Source organism: Prevotella sp. khp1, assembly GCF_900102205.1.
Lineage (GTDB): Bacteria > Bacteroidota > Bacteroidia > Bacteroidales > Bacteroidaceae > Prevotella > Prevotella ruminicola.
Genome location: NZ_FNJZ01000001.1, coordinates 469,352 through 493,404, shown reverse-complemented (window position 1 = coordinate 493,404; position 24,053 = coordinate 469,352). Strand labels below are relative to the sequence as shown.

Here is a 24,053-nt window from a genome sequence, read left to right as displayed (position 1 = left end):
ATAGAATTGGCTTAATACCCAGGATTTTGAGTAAGATTTTGGTTTAATGCCCGTACATCGGCTGGGATGGGGAATACCTCGGTGTGGCCATCCGACTCATTGATAGCATCAGGTCCTTCGTAAAGCGACCCATAACGATGGAAGCGGATTAAGTCGGGGCGGCGCCAACCTTCCCAAGCTAATTCCAACAAGCGCTCGTCGAGGATGTTATCCAGAGTGCATTCCCGAGTTGTAGCGCCGGCTCGTTTCCTCACAGCATTATAGTCGGCACTGCCATCCTTTCCCAATCGCACATTACATTCGGCACGCATCAGCAGCACATCGGCATAGCGGAAAAGTACGATGTCGTTGTCGACCAGTTTGCCATCCTTGATGGCATTCTTGTCGAACTGGTATTTGAACATACGGGCGCCTGCAGTCTCTACGTATGGCGAACCACTGAGGTCAAGTTGTATCTTGTCGGGTTCGTACGTCAGTGGGTTCCCTGTCCGGTCGGTTACATGTTCTCCTTCTGGGCCATATACATTTGAGTAATGGTAGCAGTCGATGAAACGTGGATCAAGGTCGTCGGGATATCCAAACACCTGTAGTGTTTTAAGCGTGGCGCAAGCACCATTTTCGCCATTGTAACCGTAGGCTGCTGCATGACGGTAGTGCAACGATCGGATGATATTCTGCTGCTGATTTGAGAAGAGATTCTTGTTCATGGGGATGGTGAAGATGTTCTCCTTTGAATTCTGATTGTAAACCTGGAAGTTAGAGCTATAAACAGGTTCGAGACTGTAACCCAGGAAATCCAGTTCGTTGCAGTAGCTGATGCAATCGTTCCATCGGGGCACACCTGTATATACCTCCGCCTGCAGCATCAGCTTAGCCAGAATGAAGAATGCCACGGGTTGGGTAATACGCCCGTAGTAGTCGCCCTCGTGGGTGCTGTTTTTGTCGGGAAGGAAGTTGAGAACGCTGAGGAGTTCATCTTCGCAGAAGTTGAACACAACGGCGCGCTGCTCGCGCTTCACCTCGTTCATCGAAACGCTGCTGTTGGTAACTAAAGGCACATCGCCAAAGAGATCGATGAGATACCAGTAATACATGGCACGTAACGCTCTCACCTCGGCTGTCCAGGCACGATGATTATCTTCGCCTGCCAGAGTTTTGTAGGTGTCGAGTGTCTCGAGCGATCTGTTGCAAAGGGTGATAACCTTATAGAGATATATCCATGAATTCTTCATCAAATCGTGACCAGCTGTCCACGAGTGCTTATACATGGCTTGCCACAGACCACCATCGTACCAGTCGCCACCACGTTGGGGAATCATGGCCTCGTCGCTGCCAAAGGTCTGCAGATCATAGATACCTCGACAGGTGCCTTGCAGTCCCTGTCCATCTTCGTATCCGCCTATGTAATTATATAAGGTGGCAACGGTATTGAGATACAAGTTCTCCTTGGATGTGTAGGCCTCACTCTCGGGTAACTCGCTGCTTGGTGTTTCGTTGAGCGAGCACGACGTAAAGGCAAGTGCGATGATGATGCAGAGGGTTATATATTTTTTCATTCTTAATTATCAATTCTCAGAACTGTATGCTAAGTGCGAGTGAATAGATGCGGTAGGGCGGTATAGTGCGCTTGTCGTCGACACCGAGTGTAGGATCTACTACCGATGAGTTGATGATAGGTGTAAGACCTGAATAAGAGGTGATGGTGGCGAGATTGTTTACAGAACAGGCCACGCGCATTTTGCTGATGTAGCGGGAGCGGTTGGGAACATTCCAACCCAACGTGACATAGTCGATGTTTACATAGTCGCCGGGTCCCAACCAGTAGTCGCTGATGTGCTGGTCCTGAATATTCATCTCGGGTGCTCCCTGCATCACGTTGTAGTTGGGTAGCGAAGCCATATTCATGTAGGCCAGCGCCGTACCGTTGTATATCTTGTGACCAAAGGCGCCGTTTACTTGCATGGTGATGTCGAACTGCTTGTAACGGAAGGCAAAGTTTGAACCCATCAACGCCTTGGGGGTTGCCTGTCCACAGATGTATGACTCTGATGTCAGGTCGTAACGCTTCGAACCGTCATCTGCTATCGTAAAGCCTTTGCAGTGAGGCAGATAGAACACGCCTAACGGCTGACCTACAATCTGGAAGCACACACCACTGGCCCCATGATAGCCGGCTCCATAGAGATCGCTGATGCCCTGCACGTCGGGCGCTGTAATGTATTGTCCCTGATAGTATCCGTTGAGGGTTACAAGCTTGTTGCGTTCAAAGGTCCAGTTCATGTTGATGTTCAGCTCGATATCTTGTTTCTGCAACGGTGTGATACCAAAGCCTATCTCCAGACCGTGGTTACGCATTCTGCCGAGGTTGGCCAACAGATGGTCGTAAGTGAAAGGTGGTACGGGTACGGTGTAGTTGTAGAGCATGTCGGTGGTACGCGAGGTATAGAAATCGGCTGTTAGCACAATCCTATGGTCCCAGAAGGCCATGTCCACACCTACGTTGAAGGTGCGCTTGATTTCCCACTTCAGGTCGGGATTGGCATTGCGAATGATACCTAAGGTAGTGGTAGGCATACCACCCACGCTCACTACGCCGTTGGGGCGAATGAGCTGTTGCGACAGGAAGGCATCGATACCACCAAGATTACCACTCTTACCATAGCCTACACGCAGGTTGAGTTTCGGGATAATTCGCTTGAGCGGCGCCATCCAAGGCTCTTTAGAAACGTTCCAGGCGGCACTGACAGAGGGGAAGAAACCCCAACGGTTGTTTTCGCCCACTTTTGAGGAACCATCGATACGCGTGCTGAGGTTAAGTGTGTAGCGATCGTTGTAAGTATATTGTGCCTTAGCCAGATACGATGTTAAGCTCGAGCTATAGTTATAAGAGTTGGTACCTTCCCAAGGGCGGATAGATCCAGCAGATAGGTTGTCGTAACCGAAGGCATTTGTGTTGAAGTTCGACGAGGTGGCATAGAATCCTTTAATCCTTTCCCGGCTTTCCTCTACCAGTGCCAGCAGCTCCAACTGGTGGCGCATGGCTATACGTCTGTTCCAACTCAGAGCTATATTACCTAACAGTTCTATGCGTTTTTTGTCGCCTTGATAGGCCTCGCCATGACTCCACACGTAGGTGGGATAATAGTGGGCGTTGCCAAAGTCGGAATAGGAGTAGCTACCGAAAAGGCCCAAGGTGAGACCGTAACCCAAGTTGATGGTTGCCTTGGCGTGTACATTCACGTGGGCATCGTCTTCATCCTCCTTCATGGTGAGCAAGGCATAAGGATTATTAATCCACCAGGCCTCGGTTACGTCGTCGTAACCACCAGAGGCATTGGTTCCAGCTGGGATGGTGGGATTAAAGGTGGCTGCCGAATAGAATAGTTTTTGTTTGGAAGGGATAACATTATTGTTCTGCAACGAACCTAATACGCCGAGATCAACTGTCAGATGGTTGTCGAAAGCCTTCTGATGCAAGTCGAGCTTGGCTATGTAGTTACGCAGATTGTAGTTCTTAACGGTAGTCTTTTGGTCGGTCATACCAATTGAGGCACGATAGTTGGCCGTTTCCGAACCACCACCAAAGGCCAAGTGGTGAGTCTGTACAAGGCCCGTACGGATAGGGGCTTTGGTAAAATCGGTATCAGCGCCTTTATCGAGTATGCTCATACCCAAATTGCTGGCTGCCTGTCGGAACTGACTGGCGTTGAGCATGTGTAGATTCTTGTAGGTTCTCTCTAAACCAACGCTACCGTCGTAGGCTATATGGAACTGTTCAGCTGTACCTTTACGCGTTACCACCTGTATCACACCGGCAGCACCGCGGCTACCATATTGTGATGTCTCGGATGCGTCCTTCAGAATAGTAAAACTTTCGATGTCGGCAGGATAGATGGTGCTCAGTGTGATGATGTCGGATTGTACACCGTCGATCACCACCAACGGGTCGTTGCCACCTGTGAGTGATGTGGTACCACGTACTCGTACTGCCGACAGCATGGCCTCGTGATTACCCCCAGACTGCACCTGCACACCTGCGGCCTGCCCGCTGAGAGCATCGAGCGAGTTGGTTATCATACCTTTGTTCATGCGTTCCTGCGTTACCGTACTCGTGGCTCCCGTCACTGACGTAGAGTCGCGTAACGTCTGTGCTGTCAGAGGTACTGTCAGTGTCAGTAATAAAGCAGTTTGAATAATCTTTTTCATCGTTCCATTGTACATATCTGTGGCAAATATACGAAAAAAAAAGTAAAAAAGTTACTTTGTAGCAGTTTTTTTCGTACTTTTGCAGCCGATATATGAAACTAGCGAATAAACGACATATGGCGGCTTGGATGCTATTGGCAGTTTTTGTGCCAATACTGCTGCTGTCGTCTATTCACATTCATGAAACTGGCGACACAACAACTACCGAGTGTAACGACTGCGTACACCATAGTTGTCATGGTCACCTTTCGTCGGTGGCCTCGTGGGATCACGACTGCGTGCTGTGCCAGTTCCTGACGCTGACTATGTTGGCAGCCGCTGTGATGGCTGTTACGTTATATGTTCATGTATGTATCAAGAGTTATGCCCAGCCCTTGTGCGGTTTTCGCACCAACAGCTGTGGCAACATCGTAACCCGAGGTCCTCCAACACTCTGATTACCTCGGATTATTTACATACATATTTATATAACATACAATTAATTACAAAACAGAATGAAAGCAAGATATATCATTCTGCCATTGTTGTGCGTATGCATGACCGTGGCAGCTCAGGATAATAGTAAACATCACCATATTGAAGATTCAACAGATGTGTTTTTCCGCCATCTGAACTTAAACGAAGTAACAGTAACAGGCGTAACGGGCGATACAAAACTGAAACACGCTACAGCACCCGTGAGCATTGTTACACCACAGATATTAAAGGCCACGGCCTCTACCAATATCATCGATGCCATCGCCCATCAGCCAGGTGTGAGTCAGCTCACTACCGGTGGTAGCATCTCGAAACCCATCATTCGCGGACTGGGTTATAACCGCGTGGTGGTGATGAGCGAAGGTGTGCGCCAGGAAGGACAGCAGTGGGGCGACGAGCATGGCGTTGAGGTTGATGGCAGCAGCGTGGGCAGTGTCGAGATTCTGAAAGGTCCTGCCTCGCTGATGTACGGATCGGATGCTATGGCAGGTGTGGTTATCCTGCACGCTCAACCTACATTGGCCGATGGCGAGCTGAAAGGCAATATCAGTACCGAATACCAAACCAACAATGGTCTTTTTAATTACTCGTTGCAAATGGCAGGCAACCAGAAAGGTTTTGTGTGGGACGCCCGCTATAGCGATAAGATGGCACATGCCTATAAGAATAAGTACGATGGCTATGTGCCTGGCTCACAGTTCCGCGAAAGAGCAGGACGACTGATGCTGGGACTGAACAAAGGGTGGGGGCACTCGCGCTTGACGTGGACCGCCTATCACTTAACACCGGGAATCGTTGAAGGAGAGCGTGATGCCGAGACTGGTGAACTGGAACACGAAGAGGGTTGGACCGGACATCAGTACTCGAAAGCACTCCCATTCCAGCAGGTAAAGCACTACAAGGTGGTATGGGACAACTCGCTGAACCTGTCGTCGGGCTATCTCAAGGCCATCATCGGCTACCAGCAGAACCGCCGTCAGGAGTTCGAGGAGGAAATGGATGAGTACGAGCTGTATTTCAAGTTGCACACACTGACATACGACCTGCGTTACGTTACCAACGAGTTTAACGGTTGGAAACTGTCGACTGGTATTGGTGGTATGTATCAGAAGTCGGGTAACGAGGGTGAGGAGTATCTGATTCCCGACTACCGACTGTTCGACTTCGGTTTCTATGCCACTGCCACCAAGAGTCTTGGCGACAACTGGACACTGAATGGTGGATTGCGCTACGATCATCGCCGACTGCACGGTTACGAGCTGATGGAGGATGGCGACGTTCGTTTCGCCAACTTCAGTCGCCATTTCAATGGTGTAACAGGTAGCATCGGTGCTGTATGCAACATTAACGAGCATTTTAATGTACGCTTGAATCTGGCCCGCGGTTTCCGCACACCAAACATGAGTGAACTGGCTTCGAACGGTGTACACGAGGGTTCTTTGCGCTACGAGATTGGTAACCAGGATTTGAAGGCTGAATATAGTATGCAGGCCGATCTGGGAATGGAGTTTACTTCGCAATATGTATCAGCACAGTTGGCACTCTTTGCCAATCGCATCGATAATTACATTTTCACCCATCGATTGGCCGAGGAGATTGAAGAAGGCTACCTGACTTATGCCTATACCCAGGGCGATGCCCGCTTGTTAGGCTTCGAGGCTGGCGTGGATTTACATCCTGTACACAGCGTACATTTCTCGAATACCTTCTCGTACGTTGATGCACAGCAGATGCATGCCGATCCTGGCACCAAGTATCTGCCCTTTACGCCAGCACCCAAATGGGCTTCGGAACTGAAGTGGGAGCTGTTCCACCACTCGCATACCACGGTAAATCATCACCATACTACCGATGCAGCCCACCGTTCGGTGCTGAACAACCTCTATATTGCAGCTGGTCTCGACTGTTATCTGAAGCAGTCGCATATCTATAGCGCCGACGATACCGAAACTGTCACACCCGGCTATGCGTTGCTGAATCTCTCGGCAGGAACCGATATTCAGGTAAAAGGTAAGAAGATAGCAGAGTTATACATCACCGCCGATAACTTGCTGAACAAGGCCTATCAGAATCACCTGAGTCGTTTGAAGTATGCCGACGAGAATGTGGTTACCGGTCGCCGAGGCGTATATAACATGGGCCGCAACATCTCCTTCAAACTGGTAGTGCCCATCTCTATGTAATGCGAATACCTACTTATGGTTAATCGCAAATGTTGCGTTTAAATGTTGCGCAATGCTTAAAACCCCGTGTTTTAGGTATTGCGCAACTCATTTTTTCGCCGTACCTTTGCACTCGTTTTTAAACAACCATTTTTATACATTATTAATTTAAACTTTAAAAGAGATGAAAAAGATTGTAATGATGATGTTTGCCGCCCTGTTCGCGATGAACGTATTGGCAGACAACGTGAAGTTCAAGGTAACCAACATTCGCTGTCAGAACTGCGCTAAGCGCGTAGAGAAGACGCTTAAAGCAAACGAGGCTGTACAGGAGGTTAATGTTGACCTGCAGGCCAAGACCGTATGCGTGAGCTACGATGCTTCGAAGGCTAATGCAGAGGCCCTGCTGAAGACCCTGACCGATGCTAAGTACCAGGCAGAGATCCTGAAACAGTGCGATGGCAAAGAGGCCAAGGGTGGCTGCGGCAAGCACGAAGGTAAGGAAGGTGGTTGCGGTAAGCACGAAGGCCAGAATGGTCATGGAGGCTGCGGACACCACGCCAAGAAAGAGGCCGAGGCCCAGAAGTAACATTAACCATTAATAAAAAGGCACCACGCTGTTGCGGTACTACGGCAATAGAAGTGCAACAGCGGTGGTGCCTTACTTATTTTTAGATAAGCATGGCAAAAGTATATAATTTGGTTGAGACCATCGTAGGGTGGCCTCAGAAAACACGAGTATATTTCGCATTATTAACACTAATTTTCCTTTTTTCTCAAAATACAGAGGCTCATCCGCTTAAAGGTAAGGTGGTTGATGCCAACGGCAATCCGCTGATAGGCGCAACTATCAGGGTGAACAACTCGAAAGAGGGAACCGTAGCCGATGCCGAGGGAAACTTCAACCTGCAGTTGACTTCGAACAAACTGCCGGTGGTCATCACCATCAACTACCTGGGCTATGAGAAACAGGAAGTGAAGGTAATTAGTAATAAGAGCAACCTGGGTACCATCAAGCTGCACGAGGATGGCTACTCGCTCAACGATGTAGTGGTTGTGGGCTATGGTCAGCAGTCGCGTAAGAAACTGACAGGTGCCGTATCAAAGGTGAAGGGCGATGTGGTGAGCGAGGCCACACAGGATGCTCCTATCATGGCACTGCAAGGAACTGCATCGGGTGTGTATGTGGCACAGGCATCAGGTGTGCCTGGAGGCGGTTCTACCAGTATGGTGATCCGTGGTGCCAACACGCTTACCGGTAGCAAGGATCCATTATATATCGTGGATGGTGTACCCCTGAACTCAAACCCAGAGAACCCCATCGCATACACATCAACCGGACTGTTGGGTCTGCCCGATGAGTTGTCGCTCATCAACCCCAGCGACATTGAGAGTATCGAAGTACTGAAGGATGCAGACGCTACTGCTATATATGGTACGCGCGGATCGAAAGGTGTGGTACTGATTACAACAAAGAAAGGTCGCGAGGGTCGCGTAAAAGTAAACCTGAAGATGAGTACCACAGCCCAGTTTATGAGCAAGCGACTCGACTTTCTGAATACAGAGGAATACACCGCTTTGCGCCACAAGGCTTTCGAGACTGATAAGGCTAAGGGCTATGTGACTGATGCCGACCTGACACCCGCAAAATTTCCAGACTTGACACTTTGGGACCAACACACCACCTACGACTGGCAGGACATTCTGTTTGGCAACACCGCCTGGGGCACCGACATACAGTTGAACGTGTCGGGTGGTAACAAGAACACATCGTTTATGATTAGCGGTGGCTACTACAGTTCGGGTACAGTAACCGTAGGCGACGATAAGTACACCCGTTGGACAGGTCGTTCGAACGTGCAGCACCAGAGCGACGACCACCGATTGCATCTGGATGCAGGCATATCTCTGACCAAACTAAAGATGGATGCCGATGCAGCTGGTTCGGGCTATTCGGCTGTAGTATCGCAGCCCAACATGCCACCATACGACGAGAACGGCGATCCCTATTGGCTGATGGAGAACAGTAACTACAGCTCTCCACTGAGTATTCTGAACTATAGTGGCACCAACGATGCCACATCGCTCAATGCCAGCTTCAATGGTAGCTATCGCATCTGGGACCAGTTGGCCTTTAAGCTGCAGGCTGGTTATAACTACAGCTCGAGCGACCAGAAAGACCTGTATCCACGCAGCTATTATCATCCACTGAGCACAACAGCCTATAATCAGGCAAGATATTATTCGATGAACACCAGTACGTTGATTGTTGAGCCACAACTCACGTTCAACTGTCAGATTCTGGGAGGTAAAACCGACTTCCTGCTGGGTACGACCTATCAGAGTTCGGATACTCACGTGCTATATCTCTATGGACAGAAATATCCTGGCGATATCTTCCTGAAGGATGCCAACGCAGCATCGCTCATCAATTATCACAAGAACCCTTCGACACAGACCAAAAGCGCATCGTTCTTCGGACGTATCACCTACGACTGGCAGGACCGCTATCTGCTCAATGCCACATTCCGTCGCGATGGTTCGTCGCGATTTGGTAAGAATCACCGCTACGGTAACTTCTACTCGATAGGACTGGGTTGGCTGTTCAGTAACGAGAAGTTTATCAAGAACAACCTGAAGTGGCTGAGCTATGGTAAACTGCGCCTTTCGTTAGGTCGTACTGGTAACGATGGTATCAGCGACTATCAGTATATGACCAAGTATACCACCAGCCAGTATCCTTACGAGGGCAGCGTGGGTATCGTGCCTAGCAATCTGGCTAACGACGATTTGCATTGGGAGACTACCGACAAGTTTGATGTTGGACTGGAGCTTGGATTCTTCAGCGATCGCATCCTGCTGACCGCCAACTACTATTACAACACCAGCAAAGACCTGCTGACGCGACAGTATCTGCCCAACCAGACTGGATTCTCGTATATGATGACGAACCTGGATGCAGAGATTGTGAACAAGGGACTGGAGTTGGAACTGAACACCCAGAACATCAAGACCAAGGACTTCCGCTGGACCACACAGCTGACACTGACCATCCCCAGCAACAAACTGACCAAGTTTGCCGACCTGGAGAACTCGGGCTACTACAACACCTACGAGATAGGCAAGTCGGTGAACATCATCCGCGGCTACAAGTATTTAGGCGTTGACAATCAGACGGGTGTGCCAATGGTGCAGGATCAGAATGGCGACGGTAAGATTAACAGCAACGACGACTACATCACACTGGGCAGTCAAGATCCTAAATATTACGCCGGATTGCAGAACACCATCAAGTGGAAGAACCTGACCTTCGACTTTAATCTGTACTATCGTAACAAGCCTATTGAATACGGCTACCTGTGGATATTCTACTATCCACTGGGTATGAGCGAGAACGTGACCCGTGAGATGGCCAGCAACTACTGGACTACACCGGGAGTTGATGCCAAATATCCCGGACTGACGACCACCAGTGCCAGCGACATCTACGATGCTTACTACCGCTACATGTCGTATAGCGACGCAGCATTCAGCACAGGTAGTTATCTGCGCCTGCAGAACGTGCGACTGGCTTACGACTTCGACCAGAAAGTGATTGGCCGACTGGGCATCAGCGCCCTGCAGCTATACGTTCAGGGCAAGAATCTGGTAACCATTACCAACTATGATGCGTACGACCCTGAGACCAGCGTGAAGGCTGTGCCACCAACGCAGTCGGTTGTATTCGGATTAAACGTAACATTCTAATTATTAATAGGTATGAAACTGAAATATATCGCATTATCATTAACAACCGCTCTTGCACTCACCTCGTGCGAAAGCATACTCGAGATTGATCCGCCTACCGACTCGCTAACAGCCGAGGTGACATTCTCAACCCCAGAAGGCATACGTACCGCCGCAACTGGATTCTATACAGACAACTTTCTGAACAACCTGATGTACTATCAGGGACTGGAGCTCTACGTGAGTCAGATAACTGACGAGCTGCTGGCACGTTCAGGTCAGTTTGCCGATTTGTATCAGAACAACTACAACTCATCAACAAGCTATATTCCCAATTTGTGGAGCGCCCCATATTCAAGTATCTATGGCGCTAACGATTTCTTGGGACATGTAGAGGGGTCGACAGTGATACCTGCCGACGAGCTGAATAAGTATCGTGGCGAGGCACTGTTTTTTCGTGCCAACGCTTATTTCTATCTGGTTAACCTGTTTGGCGATGTACCTCTGCTCACTACTTACGATGTGAGTGTGACGGCTACAGCACCACGTGCACCAAAGGCCGAAGTGTATCAGCAGATTATAGCCGACCTACAGCAGGCACAGCAGTATTTGAAGGATGCCGGCAATGGTACCACCCGTATCTCGGCCGATGCTGCTACAGCCCTGTTGGCCCGTGTGTATCTTTATACCGAACAGTGGGATAAAGCCATCAGTGAGGCCAACAAGCTGATACCTACAGCCGATGGCGGACAGGGTAGCAAATATGCCCTCGAAACAGCCCAGCGCGTATTCCTCTCAACCAGTAGCGAGGCTATCCTGCAGAGTAATCAGGAGGGATTTATCGGCACAGGCAGCTACGTGGGCTACACCCGTATCGGCAATCTGTTTATCCCCAATGCCCGCGCCACTTATGCCAGCTATTACTTCAGTGATGAGTTGGTGGACGACCTGCGTTCGGAGCCAACCGACCTGCGTAACGAGTGGATAGGGGAGAAGGCCGGCAGCGGTGGTAAGACATACTATTATCCTTATAAATATAAGAATATGACCACCCCAGCCAGTGCGGCCTCGTACGAGAGTTACGTGATATTGCGACTGGCCGAGATGTATCTGATTCGTGCCGAGGCAAGCGCACATCTGGGTGATGCAGCACAGGCCATAGCCGACATCAACAAGATTCGCCATCGTGCCGCACTTAGCAACTATGCAGGCGGGCAGGGTAAGGACGAGCTGTTGTTGGAGATTGAGAGTCAGCGTCGCAAGGAGTTCTTCTTCGAGTGCGGTCATCGCTGGATGGATCTGAACCGTACGGGTCGTGCCGATGCCATCTACAGTCAGAACAGCTATAAAAAGGTGAACTGGCAGTCGTACAAGTCGCTGCTGCCCATCCCCGAACAGCAGATAGGTCGTAACCGCAACCTGACACAGAATCCCGGATATTAATCAAAATCATACAAAATAAGAATATGAATAGTAAGATCAAGCTTTTTAGTATCCTAGGACTGGCGCTCTGCATACAGAGTGCTGGTCTGAAGGACGATAACATCACCAAAGAGGATGGTACGTACATCATTAACACCACGGAACTGGGTAAGAATATCGAGGGTTATAACGGTCCAACCCCGCTGAAAATCTACATCAAGAAGAACAAGGTGGTTAAGATTGAAGCTCTGAAGAATCAGGAGACTCCCAAATACTATGCCCGTGTGAAGAAGGCGCTGTTTGAGAAGTGGAACAATCTGAAGGTGAGCGAGGCTCAGAAGTTGCAGGTAGATGGCGTGACCGGCGCCACCTATACATCCGAAGCGGTGATTAAGAACGTACAAGCCGGTTTGGATTATTACAAGAAACATAAGTAATACCTACTTATAATTAATCCGTTTCTGCATACGTGGTAAGTGCGCCGTGCTTAAAACCCCGTGTTTTAGGTATTGCGCACTTCTTTTTTTCGCCGTACCTTTGCAGCGCAATTTTGTTAGTTATTAGTTATAATTGTAAGAAGAAAAATGAAAATTGAAAAGATTCATGCGAGAGAGATTCTCGATTCAAGAGGTAATCCAACAGTAGAGGTAGAAGTAACACTCGAGAATGGTGTAATGGGTCGTGCCGCTGTACCTTCAGGTGCATCAACCGGCGAGAACGAAGCCCTGGAACTGCGCGATGGCGACAAAGAGCGCTATCTGGGCAAGGGTGTTTTGAAGGCCGTTGACAACGTAAACAAAGTGATTGCACCTGCGCTGAAGGGAGACTGCGTACTGGAACAGCGTGCCATCGACTATAAGATGCTGGCTCTCGACGGTACTCCTACCAAGTCGAAACTGGGTGCCAACGCTATCCTCGGTGTATCGTTAGCTTGCGCTCAGGCTGCAGCTAAGGCACTGAATATACCTCTTTATAGATATATAGGCGGCTGCAATGCATACACCTTACCCGTGCCTATGATGAATATTGTAAATGGTGGTGCACACTCTGCAGCCCCTATCGCTTTCCAGGAGTTTATGATTCGTCCTGTAGGTGCCAGCAATGAGCGCGAGGCCATCCGTATGGGTGCTGAGGTATTCCATAACCTGGCCAAGCTGCTCAAGGCACGTGGACTGTCAACAGCTGTAGGTGATGAGGGAGGCTATGCGCCTAACTTCGACGGTATCGAGGATGCACTCGACACCATTGTAGAGGCTATCAAGAAAGCTGGTTATGAGCCTGGTAAGGATGTAAAGATTGCAATGGACTGTGCTGCATCTGAATTTGCTACCTGCGAGAACGGACAGTGGTTCTACGACTACCGTCAGCTTAAGAACGGTGCGAAGAAGGATCCTAACGGCAAGAAGCTCTCGGCCGATGAGCAGATTGCTTATCTGGAGCAGCTCATCACCAAGTATCCTATCGATTCTATCGAGGACGGACTGGATGAGAACGACTGGGATAACTGGGTAAAACTGACCGAGAAGATTGGCGACCGCTGCCAGTTGGTAGGCGACGACCTGTTTGTGACTAATACCAAGTTCCTGGAGAAGGGTATTAAGATGGGCGCTGCTAACTCGATACTGATTAAAGTGAACCAGATTGGTTCGTTGACAGAGACCTTGGAGGCTATTGAAATGGCGCACCGTCACGGCTACACCACAGTGACCTCTCACCGCTCAGGTGAAACAGAGGACACCACGATTGTCGACATCGCAGTAGCCACAAACTCTGGGCAAATCAAGACTGGTTCACTTTCTCGTACCGACCGTATGGCCAAGTACAATCAGCTGATTCGTATCGAGGAAGAGCTGGGCAGTACAGCTGCTTACGGCTACCAGCGACTGAAATAAGTGAATTAACTTTTTGAGTAAATCATTTATAATAAAACAACTTAAAAATGCAGATAAGCTGTGAAGCTTGTCTGCATTTGTATTTCCTATATAATCTTAAATCCCATGGTAAAGTACCCAGTTGGCATCCGAGTATTTTCCAATCAGCTCGGCATCGCGGACTGGATGCAGTTGACGCATGAGAGGGTTACGTTTGGTAGTATCTACAGGATATCCTTCGGTATCGTGACTGTTAAACTCGAGGATGGTGGCTGTTTGGGCACCATTATCAATCACGCCCCAGCCTCTTGCAGGGATGTTCTCGAGTGTGCAGTTGAGTAGTACGCACTCGGCATGGGGATAGTTACGCCCCTTATTGTCGGGTAAACGACCCAATTCTGCGTAATCCGACAAGCCTTTGAAGTGACAATCAACAAACACGTTACCATGGTTTTCGGCAGTGTTGCGTATCCACATAAACGCACCATAGCTGGTTATCGTACAATGATTAAAGAATGAAGGACCTCGACCTAATATCGTATCGCCGCCACCATCAATCTGGCAGTTTAACCAGTAACAGCTACCATTGGCCTGCAGGGCATCGCCGTCGCCGATAACATGAACGTTTTCAAAGTAGTTCCGTTCGCCATTAACCAAGAGTCCTTCGGCCTGACCTTTACAATCGGTCTTAATGGTGATATCCTTGAAAATCAGATCGCTACAGTTGTCGGCTGCAAAGGCTGCTCGTCGTGATGGGAATGTGCCACGCACCTCGTTGGTCTTGATATCAGATGGATGAGGATTAAACACCTCGTTGTTGGGGTAATGGATAACCACGCTATCGCGTGTTTCGCCTTGGATGGTTACAAAGCGCTTGTTGCGGAAATATACCAACTCCTGATAATCGCCATTTTTTACCTGCACGCAATAACGGCTGTATTCTGTAGCTAGCGAATCAGGGATAAAATCCATGGCACCTTGTATCGTAGAGAAATCACCTTGTCCATCGGCAGAAACTGTTAGCGTGCGTTTATTTGCATCGGGAGCTTTACTTTTTGTCTTGAAAGACCACGCATTTTTTCCTTTTATACCTTTAAAACCTTTAATGACGTTGTTATCAATGGTTACGTAATATTCGTGCCCGTACTCCAACATGTTATGATGTAGGTAGATGGTAAAGCGGCGCTCGTGAGCGATGATGGGGTAGAAGTGGAAGGCATCGGAGAATCCGCCAATGATATCCAACTGATAGCGCGACCTATCGATAGCGTTTACGCCCGATGGTGTTCCGGCTTTGGTGTTGCGGTTGGTGATGTTTTGTGATGCCTTATACATATAAGGTATAGGCGTGTATTGTGCTGCAGGATTACGCGACTGTCCTTGTGTAGGACCGGCAGGTATGCTTAAGTCCAAGCGATCAACCAGTTTGCCCGATTGTTTATCGTAAACCGAGATGAAACCTTTCTGGCCGATTGAGGCAGTGTCGGAAAGTGTGAGCTCCAAATGGGTATCGATATTTACATCATGTGCCCCACATGCGGGTTGCATTTTTACCATACTTACCTGAGCCAATGCGCTATTACTGGCTCCAATCACCAGTGCAAAAATCAGTTTTTTTATCATCTTGATTGCTGTTTGTTTTTGATATTTATTGTTTGTTTTCGCTGACAAAGGTACATATTATTTTGTTTACCACCAAATATTGGTTTAGCAAATTATTACCAAAAAACGCTAATATATTTGGGCCTTTCAGAAATTATGCTTAATTTTGCAACAGATAGGATTATTTAAAAACGCTATTTTATGAAACTGTTATCAACTATCATACTTGCATTAAGCAGTCTGAATGGCTTGGCACAGAATAAAGCCAACGATAATACGATGCCGTTTGTGTATCATGGACATATCTATCTGCAGACTACCATTAACGATAATCTGCACGTAAATACGCTGTTTGATACAGGTGCAGCTAACATCTTTGGTATCGACAGCGTAGCGCTTGCGCAATCTTCCTGGCATCCACAGAAAGTAGGTAAGGCCAGAGCTGGTGGTGCCGCAGGATCGACCATGGTACGTGTGATAGCCGATGGCACCAAGGTACAGATGGGAAATGTGGTGCAGCAATATCAGATAGTGCCGATATTTAAGTTGCGTGACATTGTAAGTCGCCATGTGGATGGTATCTGGGGTATCAAGGATATCTCGAAATATCCGCTCGAGATCAACTTCGAGAAGCAGTATCTTAAGCAGTACACCAGCACCAAGCCCAATACCGAGGGCTATCAGCAGTTACCCATAAAATACGAGAATAATAGGATTATGCTGCAGGCCGAGGTACAGTTGGGTGGCAAGAAGATACGTGGCTGGTACTTGATGGATACGGGCAGTGGTGGTTCGGTTACCTTTACGTCGGGTGCCGTGACCGAGTTCGCTCTTGATAAGATTGAAGGCAAGCGCTACCTGGCAGATATGGCTCAGCCTGGCATTGGCGACAAGGCGATGGAGACATCGGTTGAAATGATGAGCGACCATATATTGATAGGTGGCGACACCATCCGTTATACTGACATCAGCTATGTACCCGAGGGGGTAGGGGCTATGAGCGACCGACCTTATCTGGGTATTATCGGTAACGACGTTTGGGATAGGTTTAACATTATTATCGATGCCCAGAACATGAAACTTTATCTGCGCCGGCATAAGGCTGATGCCCCCATCGGTAAGAGATATGGTTACGGCTGGCGAAACCGTACGGATATCTGTCGCGGTTGGGTGGTGTATTATATGAACCACTCGAGCGAGGCCCATGAGGCTGGTGTAGAGATCGGTGACACGATTACCACCATTAATGGTCGCGATGTAAAGGATTACACCTGGGACGAGGAGGAAGCCTTGCACAAAGCACCACGCCACGAGCTTGATATCGTGACGCCACAGGGCCAGCAGAAACATGTGATACTTGACGCAAAAGAATATTGGTAATAATAACTTAAATTTTAAAATTATGGTACTTTCAACAACTCCAACAATCGAAGGTCACACTATCCGTGAGTATAAGGGTGTAGTGACAGGTGAAACAATCATCGGTGCAAACATGTTTAAGGACCTGTTTGCTGGTATCCGTGATATCGTAGGTGGTCGCGCCGGTAGCTATGAGAAGGTGCTGCGCGAGGCCAAGGACGAGGCTATGCGCGAGATGATGGAGCGCGCCCAGATGTTAGGTGCTAACGCTATCGTAGGCATCGACCTGGATTACGAAACCATTGGTGCTAACGGCTCTATGCTGATGGTAGCCGCCAGCGGCACTGCAGTTGTGCTATAGCTTAATCTACTTGAGCTTATTTATTTGTTCATCATCTGTTCTATTTCTTCGCGGTGCTCAAAGAGGGTACAGCCGCCTGTGTGCTCCCAACCTAATGCACGGGCAGCTCTAATCTTCTTGAATAAAGGTGATTTAAGTGCCTGTCGTACACCAAGTTCTAACACATTACTATCGCTAAATGGAGAGAACGGACAGGGCTCGGCCGATCCATCTGGACCGATATGGAAAAAGCCGCGACCTGAGGCCAGACAGCCACCTAAAGCCTTCTCGTCACCGGGGAACGACAGGAAGATAATATCCTGATACATCGTGCGGCGTTCTTCGAGTACCTGCTCCATCTGGGCCACATGTGCATCGCTAAATGCCAAATGCTCAGTGCTTGGTTCTGTGGGCACATACTCGATATAGAACACGATCTTACAACCATAGCCGCGTAGCTGATTAATGAAATCAGCAGATGTTACCAGCTGCATGTTCTCGGTAGTAACGGTGATGCTGGTACCAAAGAAGAGATTCTCGGTCTTCAGCATCTCCATCGACTGCATAGCACGCTTGAACACACCCTGACCTCGACGCTCGTCGGTACCGATGGCAGTACCCTCAAGACTGATGATAGGCACCATGTTCAGATTCTTACGCAGAAACTCCATGTACGATGGACCAATCAGTGTGCCATTGGTAAAAATGGGGAATATCATGTCCTTAACCTCAGCCACCTGCTCCAGAATATCCTTGCGCATCATAGGTTCGCCACCAGCCAGCAGCGAGAAGTTGATACCCATCTCAGCAGCCTCCTCAAAAATGTGGCGCCACTGCTCGGGAGTAAGTGTGGCCTTGCGGTCGGACTCTTTATCCTCGGCTATTCCGTTGGAGCGGGCATAGCAACCCTTGCAATGCAGATTGCAGGTGGTTGAGATACTACTAATTAAGAAAGGTGGCACATCTAAACCTTCGCTTTCTGCCATCTTCTTACGGCGTTTTTCCGATTTCTCGAACAGGCGCTGCATCTTGAAGGCAAACTTCGCTTCACGGGGATTACTCAGCACATTCTTATAGGCTGTAGCCATTATATTGCGAATGCTGCCATTCATGTATTCTGCCAAATTGATGGCACTCTGACTTTCCATACTGATTTACTTTTTATACTTGCTAATCAACTCTGTAAGCGTATCACCATGATGACGTTCCTGCTTGGCAAACACATCCATCTCGTTGGCTACTTCATCCAGTCCTACAGCACGTAATGCCTGAGCAAACTGGTTTACCTGCTGCTCGCCGTGATATTCGCCCTTGGCAAAGTTCTCGGCAATCTTCCAGATATCGCTATCGTACTTAGCCATCAGGGTAGCATAGAATCCTGCATGTACTGCCTCTTGATTCGCCATCTCAATAAACGTAGCCGAAACCTCTTCGGGATAGCCCTGTTCGCGAGCCATTCGAGCCAGCGCATAATAAACCATTACTCCCTGCGCCTCGGCCTTAGCAGCTCCGTCGCACAGCTTTTCAAAATCGGTACCTTTCGTTTTTCCGTAAATCATTGTATTTAATATATATTGTTGTTTTTGTGATGTTATCAACTTAAAAGCGGTGCAAAGGTAATAAGAATAATTTATATCGCAAGCGATTTAGATAACACTTTAAGAAGAATTAACTAAATATCGCTTGCGATATGAATAATAAATAATATGTATTATCTTCTTTTCTTTGGTGCTACTTTACGTTTGGGAGTAGCTTTGGGAGCAGGTGGGGCAGGGAGGTCCTTTGTAACGGTGGCCTTCAGGATGCGGATATCCTCTAAGGGGCGGTCGTTCTTATCTACAGCCACACCTTGGATAGCTTCGACTACATCCAACCCCTCGACAATCTCACCAAACACGGTGTACTGACCATCCAGATGGGGCGTGCCACCGATGGTTTTGTAAACTTCACGCATCTCTGGGGTAATCTTTACCTGGCCATTGGTAATCGAATCGATCTTCTGCTGGGTATAATCCAGTCGGCGATCGTCGTACACCTTACCCCAAACCATGTAGAACTGACTGGCACCAGAACGGCGCTCTGGATTCTTTTCGTCGCCTTCGCGTGCAGCAGCTACCACACCTCGACGATGGAATATCTTAGGCAAACGGAACTCAGCCTCGGTAGTATAATCGTAATCACCCGAACCTAACAACTGTCCGGGTTTGGCTTTCTTACTGAAGATATCGCCCGTCTGGATCATAAAATCCTTAATCACACGATGGAACAGCAGCGAATCGTACGAGCCCATTTTGGTAAGCTTCAAAAAGTTGTCGCGGTGCTGTGGTGTCTCGTCGTAAAGGGCGATACGGATGTTACCCTTGGTGGTTTCGAAGAGCACTTCGGTACTAGTTGTTTGTGCATTTAATGTTGCCGATGCCAGGCAAAAGGCGCATGCAAATGTGAGTAATCGTTTCATATTGACTGTTTTTTGGCTGTAAAAGTAACAAAAAGTAACGAAAAATGCGAAAATTTAGCGTATTTTTTTGCATAATGCGTATAAATTCTTATCTTTGCACCCGATTTTGTTGAAATTTCAAACACAATAGATAAACTTAAAATAACGTGATGAAAACTAGTAAATTGATTCTGGCTGCTGGGCTCCTGATGGCGGGGCTTAGTTCGCATGCCGAAGAAGGTCCGCTGTGGATGCGGTACACTGCCATCTCGCCTGATGGCAAAAGGATTGCCTTTTCGTATAAAGGTGATGTATATACAGTAGCATCAACTGGCGGACAGGCCCGACAGCTTACCACCAATGCGGCTTACGATGCTTGTCCGGTATGGAGCCCCGATGGCACCAAATTGGCTTTTGCTTCGAGTCGTGAGGGTAGCATGGATGTATATGTGATGGATGCGCAAGGTAGCGAACCTGTGCGCCTGACAACCAACAGCACCAACGAGATGCCTGTGGTTTGGCGAGACAACGAACATGTGTTGTTCTCGGCTTCGTGGATGCCATCGGCACAGTCGATTCTGTTCCCTGGCGAGAATCAGGTGTACGAGGTGAGCATCAAGGGCGGTCGTCCTCGCATGTTCTCAACACTGCCAATGGAGGATATTAGCTTTGCCAAGGATGGTCGTATATTGTATCACGACTATAAGGGTTACGAGGATCCTTTCCGCAAGCACCATCAGAGTCCTATCTGTCGCGACATTTGGATGATGCAGGATGGACACTACACCAGACTGACCGACTTTAAGGGCGAGGATCGTACACCACGCTGGGCTGATGCCAACTCGTATTATTACACCAGCGAGGAAGATGGTACTTTTAATGTGTATCGCCGAAATATCGACGGCACAGGTAAAAAGCAGCTCTCGCACCACACAATGAATCCCGTACGCTATCTCTCGGTAAGCAACGAGGGTACACTCTGCTACAGTCAGAATGGCGAGATTTATACCTTGAAGGAAGGTTCTGAGCCACAGAAGGTAAAGGTAACTATTACCGGCGACCGTCAGGATAAGGACCTGATTCGTCAGCTCCGTTCGAGTGGTGTAACCGAGATCAGTCTTTCGCCCGATGCCAAAGAGGTGGCCTTTATTCTGCGTGGCGATATCTTCGTGACATCGGTTGAGTACAAGACTACCAAGCAGATTACCAACACACCACAGCAGGAGCGCAGTGTGGATTTTGCACCTGATGGCCGCAGTCTGGTTTACTGTGCAGAGCGTGGTGGCGTATGGCAGATATATCAGACCAAACTGAAGAATAAGAACGAGAAACTCTTTACTTACGCTACCTCCCTGCAAGAGGAGCGTCTGACTAACAGCAACGAGACATCGCTGCAGCCAAAGTACAGTCCTGATGGCAAAGAGGTAGCTTACTTCAAGAACCGTTCGGAGCTGTGCGTGATTAACCTGAAGACCGGACTGGAGCGCACTGTGCTTGATGGTAAGTACAACTTCTCGTACCGCGATGGCGACCTTTGGTTTGAGTGGAGTCCCGACAGCAAGTGGCTGTTGGCCAGCTATATAGGTACTGGCGGTTGGAACAGCAGCGATATCGCTTTGGTAAACGCCAGCGGTAATGGCGAGGTACACAACCTGACCGAGAGTGGCTACAACGAGAGTTCAGCCCGTTGGGTGCTTGGTGGTAAGGCCATGCTGTTTGAGAGTGATCGCGCCGGCTATCGCAGTCACGGTAGCTGGGGTGCCGAGTCTGACTATTACGTGATGTTCTTCGATGTAGATGCTTACGACCGCTTTACCATGAGTAAGGAGGATAAGGAAATCCTGGAAGAGGCTGAGAAGGAGGCTAAGAAGAATGAAAAGGCTGACGATAAGGATGCTAAGAAGAAAAAAGACAGTAAGAAGAAAACTGCCGAGAAGCCAAAGACCGAGAAACTGCTGGCATTCGACTTAGAAAACTGTCGCGATCGCATTGTGCGCGTAACTGATAATTCTGCTCGTATGGGCGACGCTGTACTGAAGGGCGACACATTGTATTATCAGGCCTCGTTCGAAGGTGGCAGAGACCTGTGGGTACACTACCTGCGCGAGGATAAGACCGAGCTGCTGATAAAGGGTGTTGGCGGCGGCGCTATGCAGCCCGACAAGAAGTTTAATAACCTGTTCCTGGTATCGCATGGTGGTATCAAGAAGTTGGATCTCGGTAAGAAATCTACCAAGAACATTGACTTCGAGACCGTATTCAACTATCGTCCTTACGAGGAGCGTGCCTACTTGTTCGACCACATCTGGCGCCAGGTTAAGGATAAGTTCTATGTAGAGAATCTGCACAATGTAGATTGGGAAGGCTATCGTGATAACTATCGCCGTTTCCTGCCATATATCAATAATGAGTACGACTTCAGGGATATGCTGAGCGAGATGCTGGGCGAGCTGAATGCATCGCACACAGGTGCCAGATATTATCCTAATGGTGCATCACTCAGCACCGCCACATTAGGTGTGTTTATCGACCAGAACTATCAGGGCGACGGACTGCGTATCGAGGAGGTTATCAAGCGTTCGCCATTGGCCCAGAAGAAGACTGGTGTGGTAGCCGGATGCGTGATTGAGGCTATCGACGGTGTAGCCATCAAGGCTAACGACGACTACTTCCCACTGCTGGATGGAAAGGCTGGAAAGCGCGTACGTTTAACCATTCTGAATCCTTCAACCGGTAAGCGTAACGATGTGACTATCAAAGCCATCAGTCGTAGTGCACAGACTGAGTTGCTGTACAAGCGTTGGGTTGACCGTCAGCGTGAGATGACCGACAGTCTCTCGGATGGCAAGCTGGCCTACGTGCATGTAAAGGCTATGGACAGTCCCAGCTTCCGTACGGTTTACCGTGAGCTGCTGAGCGACAAGAACCGCAATCGTGTGGCTGCTGTAGTTGACGAGCGTCATAACGGTGGTGGTTGGTTACACGACGATTTGTGCACCCTGCTGAGCGGTAAGAAGTATCAGGAGTTTGTGCCTCATGGTAAGTATGTGGGCTCTGATCCTTATAACAAATGGCTGAAGCCATCGTGCGTGCTGATTTGCGAGGATGACTACAGTAACGGACATGGTTTCCCATGGGTATATAAGGAGCTGAAGATTGGTAAGCTGATTGGTGCACCTGTAGCCGGAACAATGACTGCCGTTTGGTGGGAGACCCTGCAGAACGGAATGATTTTCGGTATTCCTCAGGTGGGCTGTCGCGATATGCGTGGTGTGTTCGGCGAGAACACTACACTGAATCCTGATATCGAGGTGTATAACACACCCGAGGATTACATCAACGGTCGCGACCGTCAGTTGGAGCGTGCTGTAAAGGAAATGCTCCGTTAAAAATACTTGGTGATATTGGCGTTCTCGAAGTTGTTCATCTCGTTCATCATCCGAACGGCTGAATCAACTATCGGGAATGCACAGAGAGCACCAGTGCCTTCGCCTAACCGCAAACCCAGATGCAGCAAGGCATTTGCACCCATCGCATCGAGCATGCGCTTGTGGCCGCTCTCATCACCACAATGTGTAAAAACCATGTAGTCCTGAGCGGCAGGATATAGCTGAATAGCAGCCAACGCACAGGCCGTCATAATAAAGCCGTCGACGAGTATCACCAGATGCTTTTCGGCGGCTTTTAGCATGGCGCCGATAGCAGCTACCATCTCGTAGCCGCCGAAGTAGGCGAGTGGGGTGATAGGTGCTTGGTTTGGGGTGGTAACTTGGTAGTTTGATAATGCCTTTGAGAGCACTTCGTACTTGTGGCGGATGCCTGGGGTATCGAGACCGGCACCTGCACCGATACATTCTTGTAATGGGACGCCTGTAAACAGGTGCATCCAGATGCTGGAGGGTGAGGTATTGGCAATACCCATCTCGCCGATACTCAGCACACGACAGCCTTCAGCGATACAGTCATCTACCAGGTCGCACCCAATCTGGATGGCTCGATCAAGCTCTGCTTCGGTCATCGCTGCTTCATACAGAAAATTCTTGGTGCCTCGGGCTATCTTGCGATTAATAATGCCATCGATACCTGTAAAATCATAATCCACGCCCACATCCACAATACGCAACTTGAAACCATGCTGCCTACAGAACATGTTCACACCGCCACCGCCATGGGTGAAGTTGATCATCTGCTGCCAGGTGACCTCGCGTGGCGACACGCTCACGCCTTCGCGCTCAATACCATGATCGCCACCTAATAACAAATGACAAGGGTGAGCGAGTGAGGGTTCTAATGTCTGTTGGATTAAGCTGATCTGCAGGGCCAGATCTTCTAATCTGCCTAACGCCCCTTTGGGCTTGTTCAGATTGTCTATCTTTGCCTGAATCTGTGGCGCAAAGGAATTATCTATGGGATGTATTGCGAATGACTTCATTTTTTTAGGCACGGATTAA

General features: G+C 48.8%; 17 protein-coding genes. 10 read left to right on the top strand and 7 right to left on the bottom strand.

The annotated features are described in order from the left end of the window. Nucleotides 1–11: 11 nt before the first annotated feature. The gene (locus BLR73_RS02155; protein WP_091858431.1) at nucleotides 12–1,556 is read right to left on the bottom strand and encodes a RagB/SusD family nutrient uptake outer membrane protein; all 1,545 of its coding nucleotides are present in this window, start codon (nucleotides 1,554–1,556) and stop codon (nucleotides 12–14) included. Between the two features lie 16 nt (nucleotides 1,557–1,572). Next, on the bottom strand, nucleotides 1,573–4,206 hold the full coding sequence (locus BLR73_RS02150) for a SusC/RagA family TonB-linked outer membrane protein (protein WP_233456433.1): 2,634 nt from the start codon (nucleotides 4,204–4,206) through the stop codon (nucleotides 1,573–1,575). A gap of 92 nt (nucleotides 4,207–4,298) precedes the next feature. On the opposite strand from BLR73_RS02150, the gene BLR73_RS02145 reads away from it, so the two are divergent. The 7 genes from BLR73_RS02145 to eno all read left to right on the top strand — a co-directional run bounded on the left by BLR73_RS02145 (nucleotide 4,299) and on the right by eno (nucleotide 13,885). Then, nucleotides 4,299–4,643, top strand: a complete 345-nt coding sequence (locus BLR73_RS02145; RefSeq protein ID WP_139294619.1) for a hypothetical protein — start codon at nucleotides 4,299–4,301, stop codon at nucleotides 4,641–4,643. A 57-nt stretch (nucleotides 4,644–4,700) separates the two neighbouring features. Continuing rightward, nucleotides 4,701–6,866 carry a TonB-dependent receptor gene (locus BLR73_RS02140; protein WP_233456434.1) on the top strand — a complete coding sequence of 722 codons (2,166 nt, stop codon included), beginning with the start codon at nucleotides 4,701–4,703 and terminating at the stop codon, nucleotides 6,864–6,866. Nucleotides 6,867–7,029: 163 nt separating this feature from the next. Continuing rightward, complete coding sequence (locus tag BLR73_RS02135; RefSeq protein WP_091858425.1) at nucleotides 7,030–7,434, top strand: heavy-metal-associated domain-containing protein; 405 nt, start codon at nucleotides 7,030–7,032, stop codon at nucleotides 7,432–7,434. A 92-nt stretch (nucleotides 7,435–7,526) separates the two neighbouring features. Continuing rightward, nucleotides 7,527–10,592, top strand: coding sequence for a SusC/RagA family TonB-linked outer membrane protein (locus BLR73_RS02130; RefSeq protein ID WP_091858422.1), 3,066 nt, complete (start codon nucleotides 7,527–7,529; stop codon nucleotides 10,590–10,592). A 12-nt stretch (nucleotides 10,593–10,604) separates the two neighbouring features. Further along, the gene (locus tag BLR73_RS02125; RefSeq protein WP_091858419.1) at nucleotides 10,605–12,014 is read left to right on the top strand and encodes a RagB/SusD family nutrient uptake outer membrane protein; all 1,410 of its coding nucleotides are present in this window, start codon (nucleotides 10,605–10,607) and stop codon (nucleotides 12,012–12,014) included. A 23-nt stretch (nucleotides 12,015–12,037) separates the two neighbouring features. Then, a complete protein-coding gene (locus tag BLR73_RS02120) occupies nucleotides 12,038–12,430 on the top strand; it encodes an FMN-binding protein (protein ID WP_091858416.1) in 393 nt (130 codons plus the stop codon). A gap of 147 nt (nucleotides 12,431–12,577) precedes the next feature. Continuing rightward, a complete protein-coding gene (gene eno, locus BLR73_RS02115) occupies nucleotides 12,578–13,885 on the top strand; it encodes a phosphopyruvate hydratase (protein WP_091858413.1) in 1,308 nt (435 codons plus the stop codon). Between the two features lie 96 nt (nucleotides 13,886–13,981). Here the strand turns inward: eno and BLR73_RS02110 are convergent, their stop codons facing one another. Beyond that, nucleotides 13,982–15,487, bottom strand: a complete 1,506-nt coding sequence (locus tag BLR73_RS02110) for a pectinesterase family protein (protein ID WP_091858410.1) — start codon at nucleotides 15,485–15,487, stop codon at nucleotides 13,982–13,984. 180 nt (nucleotides 15,488–15,667) lie between these two features. On the opposite strand from BLR73_RS02110, the gene BLR73_RS02105 reads away from it, so the two are divergent. Together BLR73_RS02105 and BLR73_RS02100 are read left to right on the top strand one after the other, a co-directional pair. Next, on the top strand, nucleotides 15,668–16,846 hold the full coding sequence (locus BLR73_RS02105; RefSeq protein ID WP_091858404.1) for a PDZ domain-containing protein: 1,179 nt from the start codon (nucleotides 15,668–15,670) through the stop codon (nucleotides 16,844–16,846). A gap of 22 nt (nucleotides 16,847–16,868) precedes the next feature. Continuing rightward, a complete protein-coding gene (locus tag BLR73_RS02100) occupies nucleotides 16,869–17,186 on the top strand; it encodes a heavy metal-binding domain-containing protein (RefSeq protein WP_013064104.1) in 318 nt (105 codons plus the stop codon). Nucleotides 17,187–17,206: 20 nt separating this feature from the next. On the opposite strand, the gene BLR73_RS02095 is transcribed toward BLR73_RS02100, so the two are convergent. From BLR73_RS02095 to BLR73_RS02085, 3 genes are all read right to left on the bottom strand, one after another. Beyond that, entirely contained in the window at nucleotides 17,207–18,313 is a 1,107-nt protein-coding gene (locus BLR73_RS02095) for a radical SAM/SPASM domain-containing protein (RefSeq protein WP_091858401.1), read from the bottom strand. A gap of 6 nt (nucleotides 18,314–18,319) precedes the next feature. After that, nucleotides 18,320–18,724: a ferritin family protein gene (locus tag BLR73_RS02090; RefSeq protein WP_091858399.1), complete on the bottom strand. Its 405-nt coding sequence runs from the start codon at nucleotides 18,722–18,724 to the stop codon at nucleotides 18,320–18,322. A gap of 152 nt (nucleotides 18,725–18,876) precedes the next feature. After that, nucleotides 18,877–19,623, bottom strand: a complete 747-nt coding sequence (locus BLR73_RS02085; RefSeq protein ID WP_091858396.1) for a peptidylprolyl isomerase — start codon at nucleotides 19,621–19,623, stop codon at nucleotides 18,877–18,879. Nucleotides 19,624–19,772: 149 nt separating this feature from the next. Between BLR73_RS02085 and BLR73_RS02080 the strand changes: the two genes are divergently transcribed. Next, a complete protein-coding gene (locus BLR73_RS02080; RefSeq protein ID WP_091858392.1) occupies nucleotides 19,773–22,991 on the top strand; it encodes a S41 family peptidase in 3,219 nt (1,072 codons plus the stop codon). On the opposite strand, the gene cobT is transcribed toward BLR73_RS02080, so the two are convergent. Continuing rightward, complete coding sequence (cobT, locus tag BLR73_RS02075) at nucleotides 22,988–24,034, bottom strand: nicotinate-nucleotide--dimethylbenzimidazole phosphoribosyltransferase (protein WP_091858389.1); 1,047 nt, start codon at nucleotides 24,032–24,034, stop codon at nucleotides 22,988–22,990. The genes BLR73_RS02080 and cobT overlap by 4 nt on opposite strands. Nucleotides 24,035–24,053: the final 19 nt, after the last annotated feature.